The 14,540-nt window shown below is 71.4% G+C and carries 13 protein-coding genes; 5 read left to right on the top strand and 8 right to left on the bottom strand.

Annotated elements, in window-relative coordinates:
* Window positions 1-29: 29 nt before the first annotated feature.
* The 3 genes from ACIGXE_RS03435 to panB all read right to left on the bottom strand — a co-directional run bounded on the left by ACIGXE_RS03435 (window position 30) and on the right by panB (window position 3,022).
* Entirely contained in the window at window positions 30-890 is an 861-nt protein-coding gene (locus ACIGXE_RS03435; RefSeq protein ID WP_399742296.1) for an ABC transporter permease, read from the bottom strand.
* Window positions 887-1,888 carry an ATP-binding cassette domain-containing protein gene (locus ACIGXE_RS03440; protein WP_399743732.1) on the bottom strand — a complete coding sequence of 334 codons (1,002 nt, stop codon included), beginning with the start codon at window positions 1,886-1,888 and terminating at the stop codon, window positions 887-889. The genes ACIGXE_RS03435 and ACIGXE_RS03440 overlap by 4 nt, the downstream gene beginning before the upstream one ends.
* Window positions 1,889-2,158: 270 nt before the next feature.
* Window positions 2,159-3,022, bottom strand: a complete 864-nt coding sequence (gene panB / locus ACIGXE_RS03445) for a 3-methyl-2-oxobutanoate hydroxymethyltransferase (RefSeq protein ID WP_399742299.1) — start codon at window positions 3,020-3,022, stop codon at window positions 2,159-2,161.
* 204 nt (window positions 3,023-3,226) lie between these two features.
* On the opposite strand from panB, the gene ACIGXE_RS03450 reads away from it, so the two are divergent.
* The 4 genes from ACIGXE_RS03450 (at window position 3,227) to ACIGXE_RS03465 (ending at window position 8,165) form a co-directional block, all read left to right on the top strand.
* Window positions 3,227-4,852, top strand: a complete 1,626-nt coding sequence (locus ACIGXE_RS03450; RefSeq protein WP_399742303.1) for an MFS transporter — start codon at window positions 3,227-3,229, stop codon at window positions 4,850-4,852.
* Between the two features lie 23 nt (window positions 4,853-4,875).
* Entirely contained in the window at window positions 4,876-5,514 is a 639-nt protein-coding gene (locus tag ACIGXE_RS03455; protein WP_399742306.1) for a TetR/AcrR family transcriptional regulator, read from the top strand.
* Window positions 5,515-5,669: 155 nt separating this feature from the next.
* Complete coding sequence (locus tag ACIGXE_RS03460; protein WP_399742309.1) at window positions 5,670-6,716, top strand: endonuclease/exonuclease/phosphatase family protein; 1,047 nt, start codon at window positions 5,670-5,672, stop codon at window positions 6,714-6,716.
* Window positions 6,717-6,899: 183 nt separating this feature from the next.
* Complete coding sequence (locus ACIGXE_RS03465) at window positions 6,900-8,165, top strand: acyltransferase family protein (RefSeq protein WP_399742312.1); 1,266 nt, start codon at window positions 6,900-6,902, stop codon at window positions 8,163-8,165.
* Here ACIGXE_RS03465 and ACIGXE_RS03470 read toward each other — a convergent pair.
* The 5 genes from ACIGXE_RS03470 to ACIGXE_RS03490 all read right to left on the bottom strand — a co-directional run bounded on the left by ACIGXE_RS03470 (window position 8,131) and on the right by ACIGXE_RS03490 (window position 12,732).
* Window positions 8,131-9,897, bottom strand: a complete 1,767-nt coding sequence (locus ACIGXE_RS03470) for an NAD+ synthase (protein ID WP_399742315.1) — start codon at window positions 9,895-9,897, stop codon at window positions 8,131-8,133. The two genes, ACIGXE_RS03465 and ACIGXE_RS03470, sit on opposite strands and share 35 nt — an antisense overlap.
* Window positions 9,898-10,412: 515 nt before the next feature.
* Window positions 10,413-10,832 (bottom strand): CBS domain-containing protein, encoded by a 420-nt coding sequence (locus ACIGXE_RS03475; RefSeq protein WP_399742318.1) that lies wholly within the window; start codon window positions 10,830-10,832, stop codon window positions 10,413-10,415.
* A gap of 127 nt (window positions 10,833-10,959) precedes the next feature.
* Entirely contained in the window at window positions 10,960-11,586 is a 627-nt protein-coding gene (locus ACIGXE_RS03480) for a DUF305 domain-containing protein (RefSeq protein ID WP_399742321.1), read from the bottom strand.
* A complete protein-coding gene (locus tag ACIGXE_RS03485; RefSeq protein ID WP_399742324.1) occupies window positions 11,583-12,260 on the bottom strand; it encodes a DUF3105 domain-containing protein in 678 nt (225 codons plus the stop codon). The genes ACIGXE_RS03480 and ACIGXE_RS03485 overlap by 4 nt, the downstream gene beginning before the upstream one ends.
* Window positions 12,261-12,339: 79 nt before the next feature.
* Window positions 12,340-12,732, bottom strand: a complete 393-nt coding sequence (locus tag ACIGXE_RS03490; protein ID WP_399742327.1) for a hypothetical protein — start codon at window positions 12,730-12,732, stop codon at window positions 12,340-12,342.
* A gap of 248 nt (window positions 12,733-12,980) precedes the next feature.
* Between ACIGXE_RS03490 and ACIGXE_RS03495 the strand changes: the two genes are divergently transcribed.
* Window positions 12,981-14,342 (top strand): glutamine synthetase family protein, encoded by a 1,362-nt coding sequence (locus ACIGXE_RS03495; protein ID WP_356070572.1) that lies wholly within the window; start codon window positions 12,981-12,983, stop codon window positions 14,340-14,342.
* Window positions 14,343-14,540 lie beyond the last annotated feature (198 nt).

Consider the following 14,540-nt stretch of genomic DNA (forward strand, 5'->3'; position numbering starts at 1 on the left):
GCGCCGAGTCCTGGGTCCCGGTCGGGGTGTCAGGTCTTCTTGCGGAACTTGGCGACCGCGAGGGGCGCGGTGATCACGGTGATGCCGACCGCCCAGGCGAGCGTCATCCACACGGAGTGGGCGACGGGGCCGCCGTTGATCAGGTTGCGGGCGGCGTCGGCGAGGTTGGACAGCGGGTTGTAGTCGGTGAAGGTCTGCAGCCAGCCGGGCATCGTGGTCGGCTTGGCGAAGATCGAGGAGCCGAACTGCAGCGGCATCAGCACGAGCATGGCCATTCCCTGGACGGCCTGGGCCGTCTTCATGGTGAGACCGAGCAGGATGAAGATCCACATGAGCGACGCCCCGAAGACCATCGACAGACCGATCGCGGCGAGCAGGTCGAGGAACGAGGTGTGGATCTGCAGGCCGAGCAGGAAGCCCATGCCCAGCAGGATCGCGGTGGCGACCAGCATGCGGCCGACCTCGACGACGATCTTCGCGACGAGCACCGAGGAGCGGGCGATCGGCATGGTCCGGAACCGGTCCATGACGCCCTTCTTGAAGTCGTCGTTGATGCCGGTGCCGACGGCCATCGCGATGTTCATGCCCATCATGGCCATCAGGCCGGGCACCAGGTAGTTCACGTACTCCTGCTGGTTGCCCTTGCCGGCCATGGCGCCGCCGAAGACGTACACGAACAGCAGGATGAAGATGATCGGCATCAGCACGGCGTCGAACATCGACTCCGGGTCCTGCTTGATCTGCAGGGCGTTGCGCCGGGCCAGGGCGCCGACGTGGCGCAGGTTGGCCCGGAGGCCGATGCGGCCGTCGGCGGCGCCGGCGGCGGCCCGCCGGGCGGGGGTGCCGCCGGGGGCGTCGACGGGGGACTGGGGGAGGGTGGTGGTGCTCATGCGGCGACCTCCTCGGTGATCGCGTCGGAAACGGCCGTCTTCTCGCCGGTGATGGCGAGGAACACCTCGTCGAGGCTGGGCAGATGGGTGCCGATGTGGGTGATGCCGAAGCCGCGGGCGCCGAACAGGCCCACGACGGCGGTCAGCTGCTCGTCGCTGAGGATCGGCACGTACAGCAGGCCCTCGTCGGGTACGACGGTGGCGCCGGCGACCCCGTCGAGGCCGGCCTCGCGGAGCGCGGCGGCCATGGCGGACAGGTCGGCCGGGTCGGCCGGGCGGACCTGGAGCGTGCGGCCGCCGACGCGGGCCTTGAGCTCGTCGACGCCGCCCTTGGCGATGACGCGGCCGCGGTCGATGACGGTGAGCTCGCTCGCCAGCTGCTCCGCCTCCTCCATGTACTGGGTGGTGAGGAGCACGGTCGCGCCCTCGGCGACCATCCGCTGCACCTCGTCCCAGACCTCGTTGCGGGTGCGCGGGTCGAGGCCGGTGGTGGGCTCGTCCAGGTAGAGCACGGCGGGCCGGCCGATCATGGAGGCGGCCAGGTCGAGGCGGCGCCGCATGCCGCCGGAGTAGTTCATCGCCGGGCGCTTGGCGGCCTCGGTGAGGGAGAAGCGCTCCAGCATCTCGTCGGCGCGGCGGCGGGCGTCCTTGCGGGAGAGGTCGAGCAGCCGCCCGATCATGTAGAGGTTCTCCCAGCCGGACAGCTTCTCGTCGACGGAGGCGTACTGGCCGGTGAGCCCGATGGTGCGGCGCAGCTGGCGGGGCTGGCGCACCACGTCGTAGCCGGCGACGGTGGCGGTCCCGGCGTCCGGGACGATCAGGGTGGACAGGCAGCGGACGAGGGTGGTCTTGCCGGCGCCGTTCGGGCCGAGGACGCCGAGGACGGTGCCCTCGCGGACGTCCAGGTCGATCCCGTCGACCGCTTTCGTCTCGCCGAAGTGCTTCACGAGGCCCCGGACCTCGACGGCGTTGGTGTGTGATCGCGTCATGTCCACCATGGAACCGGTGGCCACCGACAGCGCACCGACAGCCGACCGACAGCCCCGCCGACAGGCACCGACAGGCGCCCGCGGGCCTGTCGGTGCCTGTCGGTGTCTGTCGGCGCGGACCGTCCGTGCCGGTCGGTGTCTGTCGGCGGTTCCGGCGGTGCCGTGGCCGAATGCCGACAGCCCGCCGACGGGGGACGGTCGGCGGGCTGTCGTTGGTGCCGCAGGGGCTTGTGGGCGGGCAGGCCCCGACCGGGGGAGGGGCCTGCCCGGGGCGGTGACCTAGTGGAAGGTGTGCTCCTCGGCGGGGAACGCCCCGCCGGCGACGTCCTCCGCGAAGGCGCGGGCGGCGTCGCCGAGCGTCTCGCGCAGGTTGGCGTACTGCTTGGTGAAGCGCGGCACCTTGCCGCCGGTCAGACCGGCCATGTCGGTCCAGACGAGGACCTGGGCGTCCGTGTCGGGGCCGGCGCCGATGCCGATGGTGGGGATGTGCAGCGAGCGGGTGACCTCGGCGGCCAGCTCGGCCGGGACGAGCTCCAGGACCAGGGCGAAGGCGCCCGCGTCCTGGGCCGCCTTGGCGTCGCGCAGCAGCTTGTGGGCGGCCTCGTCGCTGCGGCCCTGCACCCGGTAGCCCATGGTGTTGACGGACTGCGGGGTCAGGCCGAGGTGGGACATGACCGGGATGCCGGACTGGACCAGCAGCTCGGTCTGGGGCAGCGAGCGCTCGCCGCCCTCCAGCTTGATCGCGCCGACGCCGGCGTCCTTGATCAGCCGGGTGGCGTTGCGCAGGGCCTGGACGGGCCCTTCCTGGTACGAGCCGAAGGGGAGGTCGCCGACGACGAGGGCGCGCCGGGTGCCCCGTACGACGGCGGCGGAGAGCAGCGTCATCTCGTCCATCGTGACGGGCACGGTGGTCTCGTAGCCGAGGTGACAGTTGCCCATGGAGTCGCCGACGAGGATCACCGGGATCCCGGCCTCGTCGAAGACGGAGGCGGTCATGGCGTCGTAGGCGGTGAGCATGGGCCACTTCTCGCCGCGGGCCTTGGCGGCGGCGATGTCGTGGACGGTGATGCGGCGGGTGCCCTTCCCCCCGTACAGCGCCTTGCTGCTGTCGGCGGGCGGTTTCTGGGCAGCCTGAAGCGTCATGGTGAACGGCTCCTCTGTCGTCATCTCGAGGCGCCCTGTGGCGTCCCCGGACCACATCCATGGTGGCACTTCGCCGGGCGGGCGGGGAAGTCGGCCGCAGGAGTGGGCTCGCGTGGCGCTGTTCACATCCCGGAAATGTAAAGAGTCCCTCTGTTTTTTCAATACGAGACGGTCTCGTATCGAAATGGGCCTAGGGTGAACCACATGTCACAGCCGTCCACTGTTTCCGCCGCCGTCCCCGGCCCGCGTCGCGTGCCCGAGGCCGTGCACCGCCGCCGCTGGGTGATCCTCGGCGTGCTCATGCTCAGCCTCCTCATCGTCGTCCTCGACAACTCGATCCTGAACGTGGCGGTCAAGACGATCGCCAGCCCCGCGCCCACCGGCATCGGCGCCACCCAGAGCGAGCTGGAGTGGGCCATCAACTCCTACACGCTCGTCTTCGCCGGACTGCTCTTCACCTCCGGCCTGCTCGGCGACCGCCTCGGCCGCAAGAAGGTGCTGCTCTTCGGCATCACCGTCTTCGGCATCGGTTCCGCGCTCGCCGCGATCTCCACCACCCCGGGCGAGCTCATCGCCTACCGGGCCGTGATGGGTCTCGGCGCCGCCTTCGTGATGCCGGCGACCCTCGCCGTCCTCATGAACGTCTTCGAGCGCGACGAGCAGCCCAAGGCCATCGGCATCTGGGCCGGCAGCGTCGGCCTCGCCATCGCCGTCGGCCCGATCACCGGCGGAGTGCTCCTGGAGCACTTCTGGTGGGGCTCGATCTTCCTCGTCAACGTGCCCGTCGTGCTGCTCGCCTTCGCGCTGATGGCCTGGCTCGTCCCCGACTCCCGGGACCCGAAGCCCGGCCGGATCGACCTGCCCGGCGTGTTGCTCTCCGTCCTCGGACTCGTGCTGCTCGTGTACGGCATCATCCGCGGCGGCGAGCTGGCGAGCTTCACCGACGCCGAGGTGCTGCTCCCGTCGCTCGGCGGCGTCGCGGTCCTCGTCGCGTTCGTGCTGTACGAGAAGCGCAGCGACCACCCGGCGCTCGACGTCTCGTACTTCCGCAAGCCCGCGTTCTCCGCCGCCGTCGGCGCCATCGCGCTGGTCTTCTTCGCCCTCATGGGCGTGACCTTCTTCTCCGCCTTCTACCTGCAGAGCGTGCGCGGCTACAGCGCGCTGGAGTCCGGTCTGCTGATCCTGCCGCTCGCCATCGCCCAGATGGTCTTCGCGCCGCGGGCCCGGCTCGTCGTCGAACGCTTCGGCGCCAAGGCCGTGTGCACCACCGGCATGCTGGCGGTCGCGGTCGGCCTCGCCGCCTTCGCCCTGTTCGACGCCGACACCCCGCTCTGGGTCCTCGAGGTCGTCTTCTTCCTCCAGGGCGCCGGCATGGCGCACATCATGCCGCCGGTCACCGTCTCCATCATGCAGTCGCTGCCCCGCGAGAAGGCCGGCTCCGGCTCCGCGATCAACAACACGTTCCGGCAGGTCGGCGGCGCGCTGGGCGTGGCCGTGCTCGGCTCCGTCCTGTCCACCACCTACCGCGGCGAGATCGAGGGCCACCTCGGCGCGCTCCCGCCGGGCCTGCGCGACACCGCCGGCGAGTCCATCGAGGCGACCCTCGCCGTCGCCGAGAAGCTCGGCCCGGCCGGCCACGGCCTGGTCGCCCCGGCGTACGACGCCTTCATCGACGCGATGCACGTCACCGCCGTCGGCTCGGCCGTCGTCGCCCTGCTCGGCGCGCTCGTCGTCGCCGTCTTCCTGCCCGGCCGCACCCCGGCCGCCCCGGCCGGCGGGGCGCCCGTCCCCGGCGCGCGCGCCGAAGCGGGAGAATCGGTTCCGAACTAGCCAGGAAGAGAGGCGCAACGAGCGTGTCGCAGCACACGGACACGGGTGTACCCGCCCCGGCCGCCGACTGCCCCGGTGGCGCGCGGCGCGGGCGGCCGCGGAGCGAGGCGGCGGAGCAGGCGATCTTCGACGCGGCGATCGGACTGCTGGAGAGCGGCCTCGCGCTGGCCGACGTGTCCATCGAGAAGATCGCCCGCACCGCCGGCGTCGGGAAGGCGACGATCTACCGCCGCTGGCCCGGCAAGGAGGAGCTGTTCGTCGACCTCCTGCGGTCGGTCGAGCCGCCGGACCCGGTGCTGCCCGGCACCTCGCTGCGCGACGACTTCGTGGCGCTCCTGGAGACGATGCGGCAGCGGGGGCTCGCCAAGCGGACCTCCGCGCTGCTGCACAACGTCTTCTCGCAGATGCAGCTGTACCCGAGGCTGTGGGACGCCTACCACAACACGGTCATCGAGCCGCGCCGCCGGATGGGTCTGGACGCCATCCGGCGCGGGATCGAGCGCGGCGAGATCCGCGCCGACCTCGACGTCGAGATGGTGAACGACCTGTTCGTCGGCCCCCTGTTGCTGCGCTCCGTCATCCGCCCCGGCGCCACCCTGGAGCCGGGTCTGCCCGAGGAGATCGTCGACACGGTCATGGACGGTCTGCGGCCGCGTGTCTGATCCGTACGAATGTGCGCGTTCTGTTACAGCCGTGCGCCCCGGGCCACCTGCAGGAACCCGCCACGCGCGGGTGTCGTCCCTCGAGGAGTACGACCGACCCGGTATCGCCTAGTGTCGAGACCGGGTCGCAGGGCAAGGCAGTGAGGACGACAGTGATGGCGCGGGTGGACATGACGGAGACCGGGCACGGCGGAACGCCGGACGACAAGGGCTCCGGCTCCCGGCCCGCCTCCCGCCCGGGAGACCGGTTCGCCCGGTTCGCCCGGCTCCGCGGCGACCGGGGCATCTGGCGCCGGGGCATCGTCCTCGCCCTCTGCGCCGTCCTGCTCGCCCTCCTGATGGGGTTTCATGCCGACGTCCCCAACCGGATCGGCAACCTCGGCAGCCTCTCCGAGACCTTCCTGCCCTGGCTCGGCCTCCTCGTGCCGGTGCTGCTCGTCCTCGGCCTGCTGCGCCGCTCCGCGACCGCGCTGGTCGCGCTGATCCTGCCGGTCGCGGTCTGGCTCAATCTCTTCGGCGGCCTCGTCGTCGACAAGTCCGAGCCCGGCGGCGACCTCGTCGTCGTCAGCCACAACGTGAACGCCGACAACCCCGACCCCGAGGGGACGGCCCGTCAGATCGCCGCCTCCGGCGCCGACGTGGTGGCCCTGGAGGAGCTCAAGGGCGACATGGTCCCGGTCTACGAGCGGGTGCTGGCCGACACCTACCGGCACCACTCGGTGCAGGGCACCGTCGGCCTGTGGAGCAAGTACCCGCTGCGCGACCCGGGGCCGGTCGACATCCGGATGGGCTGGACCCGCGCCATGCGCGCCACCGTCGCCGCCCCGAAGGGCGAGGTGGCCGTCTACGTCGCCCATCTCCCGTCCGTACGCGTCAGGATGAACGCCGGCTTCACCGCCAACCAGCGCGACAACAGCGCCAACGCCCTCGGCGAGGCCATCTCCCGCGACCCTCACCGGCGGATCGTCCTCCTCGGCGACCTCAACGGCACCATGAACGACCGTGCCCTCAACGGCGTCACCTCCCAGCTCCGCTCCACCCAGGGCGCGGCCGGCGACGGCTTCGGCTTCAGCTGGCCGGCGTCCTTCCCGATGGCCCGCATCGACCAGATCCTGGTCCGGGGCGTCGAGCCGGTCTCCTCCTGGACCCTGCCGCAGACGAAGAGCGACCACCTGCCGGTCGCCGCCCGTGTCAAGATGTGAACCGGGGGAAGGGTGTGATGAATCACACCGGCCGTGCGGTGTTTGAGGGGGCCACCGCCCCGCCGCCCCGCCGACACCTCCAAGTAACCTGATTCCGCCCTCGGCCGAGACGTCCCGGGGGGCTGTCCTCCCGGCGCCGGCATGTCCGGGGACAGTGGGGGGCTCCACGAGGGGGAATCGTTCATGCGCCGTGCTTTCGCGTTGCGCTGGTCGCACGGGTCGATAGCGCAGCTCTTCAGCGGCCGGGACAACAGCCTCGGACTCCTGCGCCTCGGCCTGGCCACGGCGGTGATCTTCTCCCACGCCAGCATCCTCGGCTACGGGGCGAAGGAGTACGGCCTCGAGTTCAGCGGTGGCCAGGTCACCGTCGGCAACCTGGCCGTCTACGGCTTCTTCGTGCTGTCCGGCATCCTCGTCACCCGCAGCGGCGCCCGGCTGCCCCTGGGACGGTTCCTGTGGCACCGGGCCCTGCGCATCCTGCCCGGCTTCTGGGTCTGCCTGCTGTTCACGGCCTTCGTGGTCGCCCCCGCCCTCTACTGGTACGTCCACGGCGACCTCGCCGGCCTCGGCGGCACCAAGGGCCCCCTCGGCTTCGCCGACGGCCCCCTCGGCTACCTCCGCGCCGACTGGGCCGTCGCGACCCGCCACTACGACATCGCCGGCCTCATGACGTACGCCCGGTCCGAAGGGTGGCTCCACAACGGCGCCTTCAACGGCTCCCTGTGGACGCTCCGTTACGAGGTCCTGTGCTACGTCGGCGTGGCCGTCCTCGCCGTCACCGGCATCCTCAAGCGGGCCCGCCGCGCGGTGCTCCTCGTCGCCGCGCTGTTCTACTGGCTGGTCGTGCGCCAGGCCTCGGCCGAGCCCTTCTGGGGCGGCGCCTCCCACGCGCGCTACCTGGAGGTCCAGCAGATCCCCCTGATGGGCGCCGTCACCCCGCAGTGGCTCATCTACCTGGGCCTCGCCTTCAGCCTCGGCACGATCATCGAGCTCTACCGCGACCGGATACCCGTCAGCGACCCGCTCGGCGTGGCCGCCCTCGCCGTCTTCGTCGGCAGCCTCCACTACGGCTGGTTCTTCCTCGTGGGCCTGCCGGCGCTCGCCTACCTGCTCGTCTGGCTCGCGATACGCCTGCCCCGCCCCTTCCGCCGCGTCGGAGCCCGCCACGACTACTCGTACGGGATCTACATCTACGGCTTCCTCGTCCAGCAGACCCTCGCCCTGATCGGCTGGACCCGCTGGGGCATGGCGGCCTACCTCGGGCTCACCCTCCTCTTCACGCTGCTCCTCGCCGTCGCCTCCTGGCACCTCGTCGAGCGCCCCGCGCTCCGGCTGAAGGACCTCGGGCGGAGTGCTCCTCCCACCGCTCCGGCGCGCCGGAGCGTCCCGAGGTCCGTCGAGCCCGACGCCCTCGTCAGCGCGGCGTCGTCTCCCGCCAGCGGTTCGTGATCGGCAGCCGGCGGTCCTTGCCGAAACCCTTCGCCGAGATCTTCGTGCCCGGCGGGTACTGACGGCGCTTGTACTCCGCCAGGTCCACCATCCGCAGCGTGCGGGTCACCAGCTCGTCGTCGAAACCGGCGGCCACCAGCTCCTCCTTGCCCCGGTCGCGGTCGACGTACAGCTCCAGGATCCGGTCCAGGATCTCGTAGTCGGGCAGGGAGTCCGTGTCGACCTGCCCGGGGCGCAGCTCGGCGCTGGGCGGCTTGGAGATGGAGTTCTCCGGGATCGGCGGGGTCTGGCCGCGTTCCTCCGCCGCCCGGTTGCGCCAGCGGGCCAGCCGGAAGACCCAGGTCTTGTAGACGTCCTTGATCGGGCCGAAGGCGCCCACCGCGTCCCCGTACAGCGTGGAGTAGCCCACCGCCAGCTCGGACTTGTTGCCCGGGGCGAGCACGAGGTGACCCTCCTGGTTGGAGAGCGCCATGAGCAGCGTGCCGCGCAGCCGCGCCTGCAGGTTCTCCTCGGCGAGACCGGTGAGTCCCAGCGCGCCCATGTAGGCGTCGAACATCGGCGCGATCGGGGCCGTGCGGAAGTTCAGTCCGGTGCGCCGCGCCAGTTCGGCGGCGTCCCCGCGCGAGTGCTCCGAGGAGTACCGGGACGGCATCGACACGCCGTACACGTTCGCCGGGCCGAGCGCGTCGCAGGCGATGGCGGCGACGAGGGCCGAGTCGATGCCGCCGGACAGACCGATGAGGACGGAACGGAAGCCGTTCTTGTTCACGTACGCCCGCAGGCCCACCACGAGCGCCGAGTACACCTCCTCGTCGTCCTCGAGCCGGTCCGCATAACCGCCCGTCACCTCCGGCTCGTAGGCCGGCAGCGGTTCCTCGGAGAGCACCACGCGGTCGACGCGCAGCCCGTCGTCGACGACCGCGCCGTTCTCCGGGGCCTCCGCGGCGAACCCCGGCAGCTCCAGGTCGAGGACCACACAGCCCTCGGAGAACTGCGGGGCGCGCGCGACGACCTCGCCGGCCGCGTCGACGACGATCGAGTCGCCGTCGAAGACCAGGTCGTCCTGGCCGCCGGTCATGGCGACGTACGCGGTCGTGCAGCCGGCCTCCTGGGCCCGCTTGCGGACCAGTTCGAGCCGGGTGTCGTCCTTGTTCCGCTCGTACGGGGAGGCGTTGACCGACACCAGCAGCCCGGCCCGGGCGCTCCGGGTGGCCGGGACCCGGCCACCGTCCTGCCACAGGTCCTCGCAGATCGCGAGGGCCACGTCGACGCCGTGGAGCCGGAGGACGGGCAGTGTGTCGCCCTGGACGAAGTAGCGGTACTCGTCGAAGACGCCGTAGTTGGGCAGGTGGTGCTTGGCGAACCGCAGCACCACCTCCCCCCGGTACAGGACCGCCGCCGCGTTCTCGGGGGAGCCGGCGGGCCGGCCGAGCCGGGGCTCGGCCCGCTCGGAGCGGTCGAGGTAGCCCACGACCACCGGGAGCTCGCCGAGTCCCTCGTCGGCGAGCCGCCGCCCGAGCGCCCGCAGGGCGTCTCGGGAGGCCTCGACGAACGAGGAGCGCAGCGCCAGGTCCTCGACGGGGTAGCCGGTCAGCACCATCTCGGGGAACGTGACGAGGTGCGCGCCCTGGTCGGCGGCGTGCCGGGTCCAGTGGACGACGGCCTCGGCGTTCCCGGCGAGATCGCCGACGACGGAGTCGATCTGATTCAGAGCGAGGCGAAGTTGAGGCACGCCCCCCAGTCTAATCGTCAATTCGACGCTATGTCCTGCGGGCGGGCCGATCCGTGTCGATCCACGGGCCCGAACTCGCCCTGGGCGGCTGCCGGTCCCGCGGGGAGTCGCCGACGCGTGCCCTTCCCCGGGCGGGGCGGTGGTGACGCGCGCCTTCCCGGGCGGGCGGTGGTGACGCGCGCGTTCCCGGGCGGGCGGTGGTGACGCGCGCGTTCCCGGGCGGGCGGTGGTGACGCGCGCGTTCCCGGGCGGGCGGTGGTGACGCGCGCCTTCCCGTCGGCGGAGCCGGCGCGTGTCTTCCCCCCGTGCTCCGCAGGCGGCCGACGAGTGCCCCTGCCCCACGCGGCGGCGCCGACGCGCGCCCTTCGCCTTCGCCCACAGGTGGCGCCGACGCGCGTCGGCCCGGCGGCTCGGTGCCCGCTACGGGGCGCCCGGGCCGCCGGGCCGTCCGGTCGTGCCGGACCGGCCGGACGTCGCCGCCCGGGCCGGGTCGCGCGTGACGTGCCGACGGGCGGTCAGCCCGCGTAGACGCTCTCGCAGAACGCCTTCAGCTGCTCGTCCGTCAGGTTCCTCGCCAGGTCCGCCTCGCTGATCATGCCGACCAGGCGCTTGTCCTCGTCGATGACGGGAAGCCGACGGATCTGGTGACTCTGCATCTCCTCCAGGATCGCGCCCACGTCCGCGTCGGACTCGATCCAGCGCGGGGTGCCCTTGGCCATCTCACCGCACGTGATCCTGGCGGGGTCGTGGCCCATGGCCACACAGCCGACCACGATGTCGCGGTCCGTGATGATGCCGCAGAGCCGCTCGTTCTCGTCGGCGATGGGAAGCGCGCCCACGTTGAGTTGCCGCATCATCTGCGCGGCGCGGTCGAGCGTCTCGTGTGCCGGGATCCACTGGGCCCCCGGGTGCATGATGTCCTTCGCCGTCTTCATTGGGTGCGTGCCTTTCGTAGAACGTCGTCGTGCCTACGTCCCCGAGCACCCTCAATTGTCCGTGCGCGACGCGGCCCCCGCGACCGCAGGGTCACGGGGGCCGTCGGGTCGGCGCCGCTGCGGCCGCCTACGCGCCGCGGGCCTTGAGCATGTCCGCCATCAGCCTGATCTCGGACTCCTGGGCGTCGACCATGCCCTGCGCGAGGTCGCGCTCCACCCCGGGCACGCACCTCTCGACACAGCCCTGGGCCATGTGGATGCCGCCCTTGTGGTGCTCGGTCATCAGCTTCAGGTAGAGCACCTCGGCCGCGCGGCCGGAGGCCGTGCGCAGCTGGTCGAGCTCGGCCCGGGTCGCCATGCCCGGCATGAGCTCGCCGTCCTCGCCTCCCATGTCCATGCCCATCCCCATCCAGGTCATGGGCGCGACACCGGACTGCACCTTGGGCAGCCCCCACATGTCCAGCCAGCCCAGCATCATGCCGCGCTGGTTGGCCTGGGTGTTGGCGATGTCGTACGCGAGGCGGCGCACGTCCTCGTCCTTCGTCCGGTCACGGACGATGAAAGACATCTCGACGGCCTGCTGGTGGTGGACCGCCATGTCACGGGCGAAACCGGCGTCCGCGGACTCCGCGGTCGGCGTCCTCGGCGCGTCGTCGTCGCGGTCCGCGGAGGCGACGGTGACCGCGCCCCCCGCGAAGAGCACGGCGAGGACCACGGCGGTGACCGACGCCCACTGCGTGCGGTTCAGCTTCACTGGCCCATCCCGGCGCCGCCCTGGCCCTCGGCGCCGACGCCGCCGGTGCAGGCGGCGCCCGGCTCCGGGGTCTGCGGGCCGGTGACGTACTTGGTGAAGAAGGCGTCGACCCGCGGGTCGTCCGCGCCGTCCACGGCCACCTGCTTGCCCCAGGCGCTCAGCACGATCGCGCCGGCCTGGTCCTCGTACGGGCTCATCAGCGAGTACGGGGTCTTCTTGACCTTGGCCTTCAGCTTCTCGACGTCACCGGAGGCGGCCTTCTTGGTGTACGTCACCCACACGGCCCCGTGCTCCAGCGAGTGCACGGCGTTGACGTCGTTGACCGGCTTGTCGTAGACGTCGCCGTTGCAGTTCTGCCAGACCGGGTTGTGGTCGCCGCCGACCGGCGGCTTCATGTCGTACTTCACCGGCGTGGTGACGTGGTTGCGGGTCAGCTTCTTGGCGTCCCAGGACTTCTCGTCCTTGATGGGGGCCTTGGCGGCGGCCTCCTGCTCCTCCTTCTTGTCGTTCTCCTTGGTGATCACCCAGCCGCCGAAGCCGACGAGGGCGAGCACGACGGCGCCGGAGACGCCGATCGTGATGATGCGGTTGCGGCGCTCGCGGGCCTGCTCGGCGCGGCGCATCTCCTCTATTCGGGCGCGGCGGTCGGCGGTGGCGGAGCGGTTCGCGGCCATGGTGATGTCGTCCTTCGTGAAGTCTGGAGGTGAGTGGGGGAAAGCGAACGGAGACGAACGTGACGAAGAGCCCGGCCGCTCACGTCCGCAGGACCTGAAGGACATGGAGGTCCGGCGCGCGCGGCCGTGCGTCGGAGCGGGGCGCCTGACCGGAGGAGCGCGGCGCGGCGAGGCGGGGGCCGCCGCCCGCCGCGTGCAGCGGGGGGTCGAGCGGCGGTGCGCTGAGCACCGCGGGGGAGAGGGCGGGGAAGAGCGAGCAGCCGCCCCGGTCGTACGGGCAGACGTACTGGCCGGGCTGGGCGGCGACCGGGCCGGTCGCCGACACGTGCCCGATCCGCTCGGCCGGATCACCGGCTCCCGGGTGGCCGACCCCCAGACAGAGGAACAGCGCGCCGAGGAGCGTCGCCACGGCACTCGCCAGTGCCAGGGGACGCGCGTGTCGCGGCGGGCCGTCGAGCCGGGAGGCTCCCATGGGCGCAGATCGTAGTGGCAGAAGGGGCGCCGTGGGCCGAACGGGGTACTCATCGGTATCGAGCCGGTACCGGCAAGCCGTCGCGCGAGCGCCGCTTTTCGGCCGCTCCCCCGTTACCTGTGTCACAGCGGACCAGGCAGTATGGGTGTGCAACGTGCACGAAACCATGTGGTGGGATGCTCAGGTGCCCCCCGAAGTGCCCGAGGCGGTGGGAGCAGGCGGCCTGACCAGCGAGGATGGGTGTGGAAATGGACAAGCAGCAGGAATTTGTGCTCCGTACGCTCGAGGAGCGCGACATCCGCTTCGTGCGTCTGTGGTTCACCGACGTGCTCGGCTTCCTGAAGTCGGTCGCCGTGGCACCCGCCGAGCTGGAGCAGGCCTTCGACGAGGGCATCGGCTTCGACGGCTCCGCGATCGAGGGCTTCGCCCGGGTCTACGAGTCCGACATGATCGCCAAGCCCGACCCGGGCACCTTCCAGATCCTGCCCTGGCGCGCGGAGGCCCCCGGCACGGCCCGGATGTTCTGCGACATCCTCATGCCCGACGGCTCGCCGTCCTTCGCGGACCCGCGCTATGTCCTGAAGCGCGCCCTTGCCAAGACCTCGGACCTGGGCTTCACCTTCTACACCCACCCCGAGATCGAGTTCTTCCTCCTGAAGGACAAGCCGCTGGACGGCAGCCGGCCCACCCCGGCCGACAACTCGGGCTACTTCGACCACACCCCGCAGAACGTGGGCATGGACTTCCGTCGTCAGGCCATCACGATGCTGGAGTCGATGGGCATCTCGGTGGAGTTCTCCCACCACGAGGGCGCCCCCGGCCAGCAGGAGATCGACCTCCGCTACGCCGACGCGCTGTCCACCGCCGACAACATCATGACCTTCCGCCTGGTCATGAAGCAGGTCGCGCTGGAGCAGGGCGTGCAGGCCACGTTCATGCCCAAGCCCTTCTCGGACTACCCGGGCTCGGGCATGCACACCCACCTCTCGCTCTTCGAGGGCGACCGCAACGCCTTCTACGAGTCGGGCGCGGAGTACCAGCTCTCCAAGGTGGGACGTTCCTTCATCGCCGGCCTGCTGAAGCACGCCGGGGAGATCTCCGCCGTCACCAACCAGTGGGTCAACTCCTACAAGCGCATCTGGGGCGGCTCGGGCCGCACCGCCGGCTCCGGCGGCGAGGCCCCCGCGTACATCTGCTGGGGCCACAACAACCGCTCCGCGCTGATCCGCGTCCCCATGTACAAGCCGGGCAAGATGGGCTCCTCGCGCGTCGAGGTCCGCTCCATCGACTCGGGCGCCAACCCCTACCTGACCTACGCCGTCCTGCTCGCCGCGGGCCTCAAGGGCATCGAGGAGGGCTACGAGCTCCCGGCCGGCGCCGACGACGACGTCTGGGCCCTCAGCGACGCCGAGCGCCGCGCGATGGGCATCGAGCCCCTCCCGCAGAACCTCGGCGAGGCCATCACCCTGATGGAGCGCAGCGAACTGGTCGCGGAGACCCTGGGCGAGCACGTCTTCGACTTCTTCCTGCGCAACAAGAAGCAGGAGTGGGAGGAGTACCGCTCCGAGGTCACGGCCTTCGAGCTGCGCAAGAACCTGCCGGTGCTGTAAGCCCAGGTCACAGCAGTACGCCCCGCACGCGAGGATCTGGGCCGGCGGCGGACTGCCGGCGGCCCGGCCCCGTTCCGGTCGCCCTCGGCCGGCGCCAGAATCGGCATGGACCGCTGGAGGCCCTGCCCTTAGCCTGACCCTCGTTCGAAGATCGACGTGTCGGGCGGGTCTCCGGAACGCCGCTCGCAGGGGGTGTGC

This window comes from Streptomyces sp. NPDC053431, assembly GCF_044544925.1.
GTDB lineage: Bacteria > Actinomycetota > Actinomycetes > Streptomycetales > Streptomycetaceae > Streptomyces.

Excerpts from the sequence above, each read along its gene's own strand:
- ACIGXE_RS03490 (WP_399742327.1), bottom strand. The coding sequence starts at position 12,732 with ATGGGAGCCTCCCGGCTCGACGGCCCGCCGCGACACGCGCGTCCCCTG.
- ACIGXE_RS03465 (WP_399742312.1), top strand. The coding sequence starts at position 6,900 with ATGCGCCGTGCTTTCGCGTTGCGCTGGTCGCACGGGTCGATAGCGCAG.
- ACIGXE_RS03475 (WP_399742318.1), bottom strand. The coding sequence starts at position 10,832 with ATGAAGACGGCGAAGGACATCATGCACCCGGGGGCCCAGTGGATCCCG.
- ACIGXE_RS03440 (WP_399743732.1), bottom strand. The coding sequence starts at position 1,888 with ATGGTGGACATGACGCGATCACACACCAACGCCGTCGAGGTCCGGGGC.
- ACIGXE_RS03495 (WP_356070572.1), top strand. The coding sequence starts at position 12,981 with ATGGACAAGCAGCAGGAATTTGTGCTCCGTACGCTCGAGGAGCGCGAC.
- ACIGXE_RS03435 (WP_399742296.1), bottom strand. The coding sequence starts at position 890 with ATGAGCACCACCACCCTCCCCCAGTCCCCCGTCGACGCCCCCGGCGGC.
- ACIGXE_RS03485 (WP_399742324.1), bottom strand. The coding sequence starts at position 12,260 with ATGGCCGCGAACCGCTCCGCCACCGCCGACCGCCGCGCCCGAATAGAG.
- panB (WP_399742299.1), bottom strand. The coding sequence starts at position 3,022 with ATGACGCTTCAGGCTGCCCAGAAACCGCCCGCCGACAGCAGCAAGGCG.
- ACIGXE_RS03450 (WP_399742303.1), top strand. The coding sequence starts at position 3,227 with ATGTCACAGCCGTCCACTGTTTCCGCCGCCGTCCCCGGCCCGCGTCGC.
- ACIGXE_RS03460 (WP_399742309.1), top strand. The coding sequence starts at position 5,670 with ATGGCGCGGGTGGACATGACGGAGACCGGGCACGGCGGAACGCCGGAC.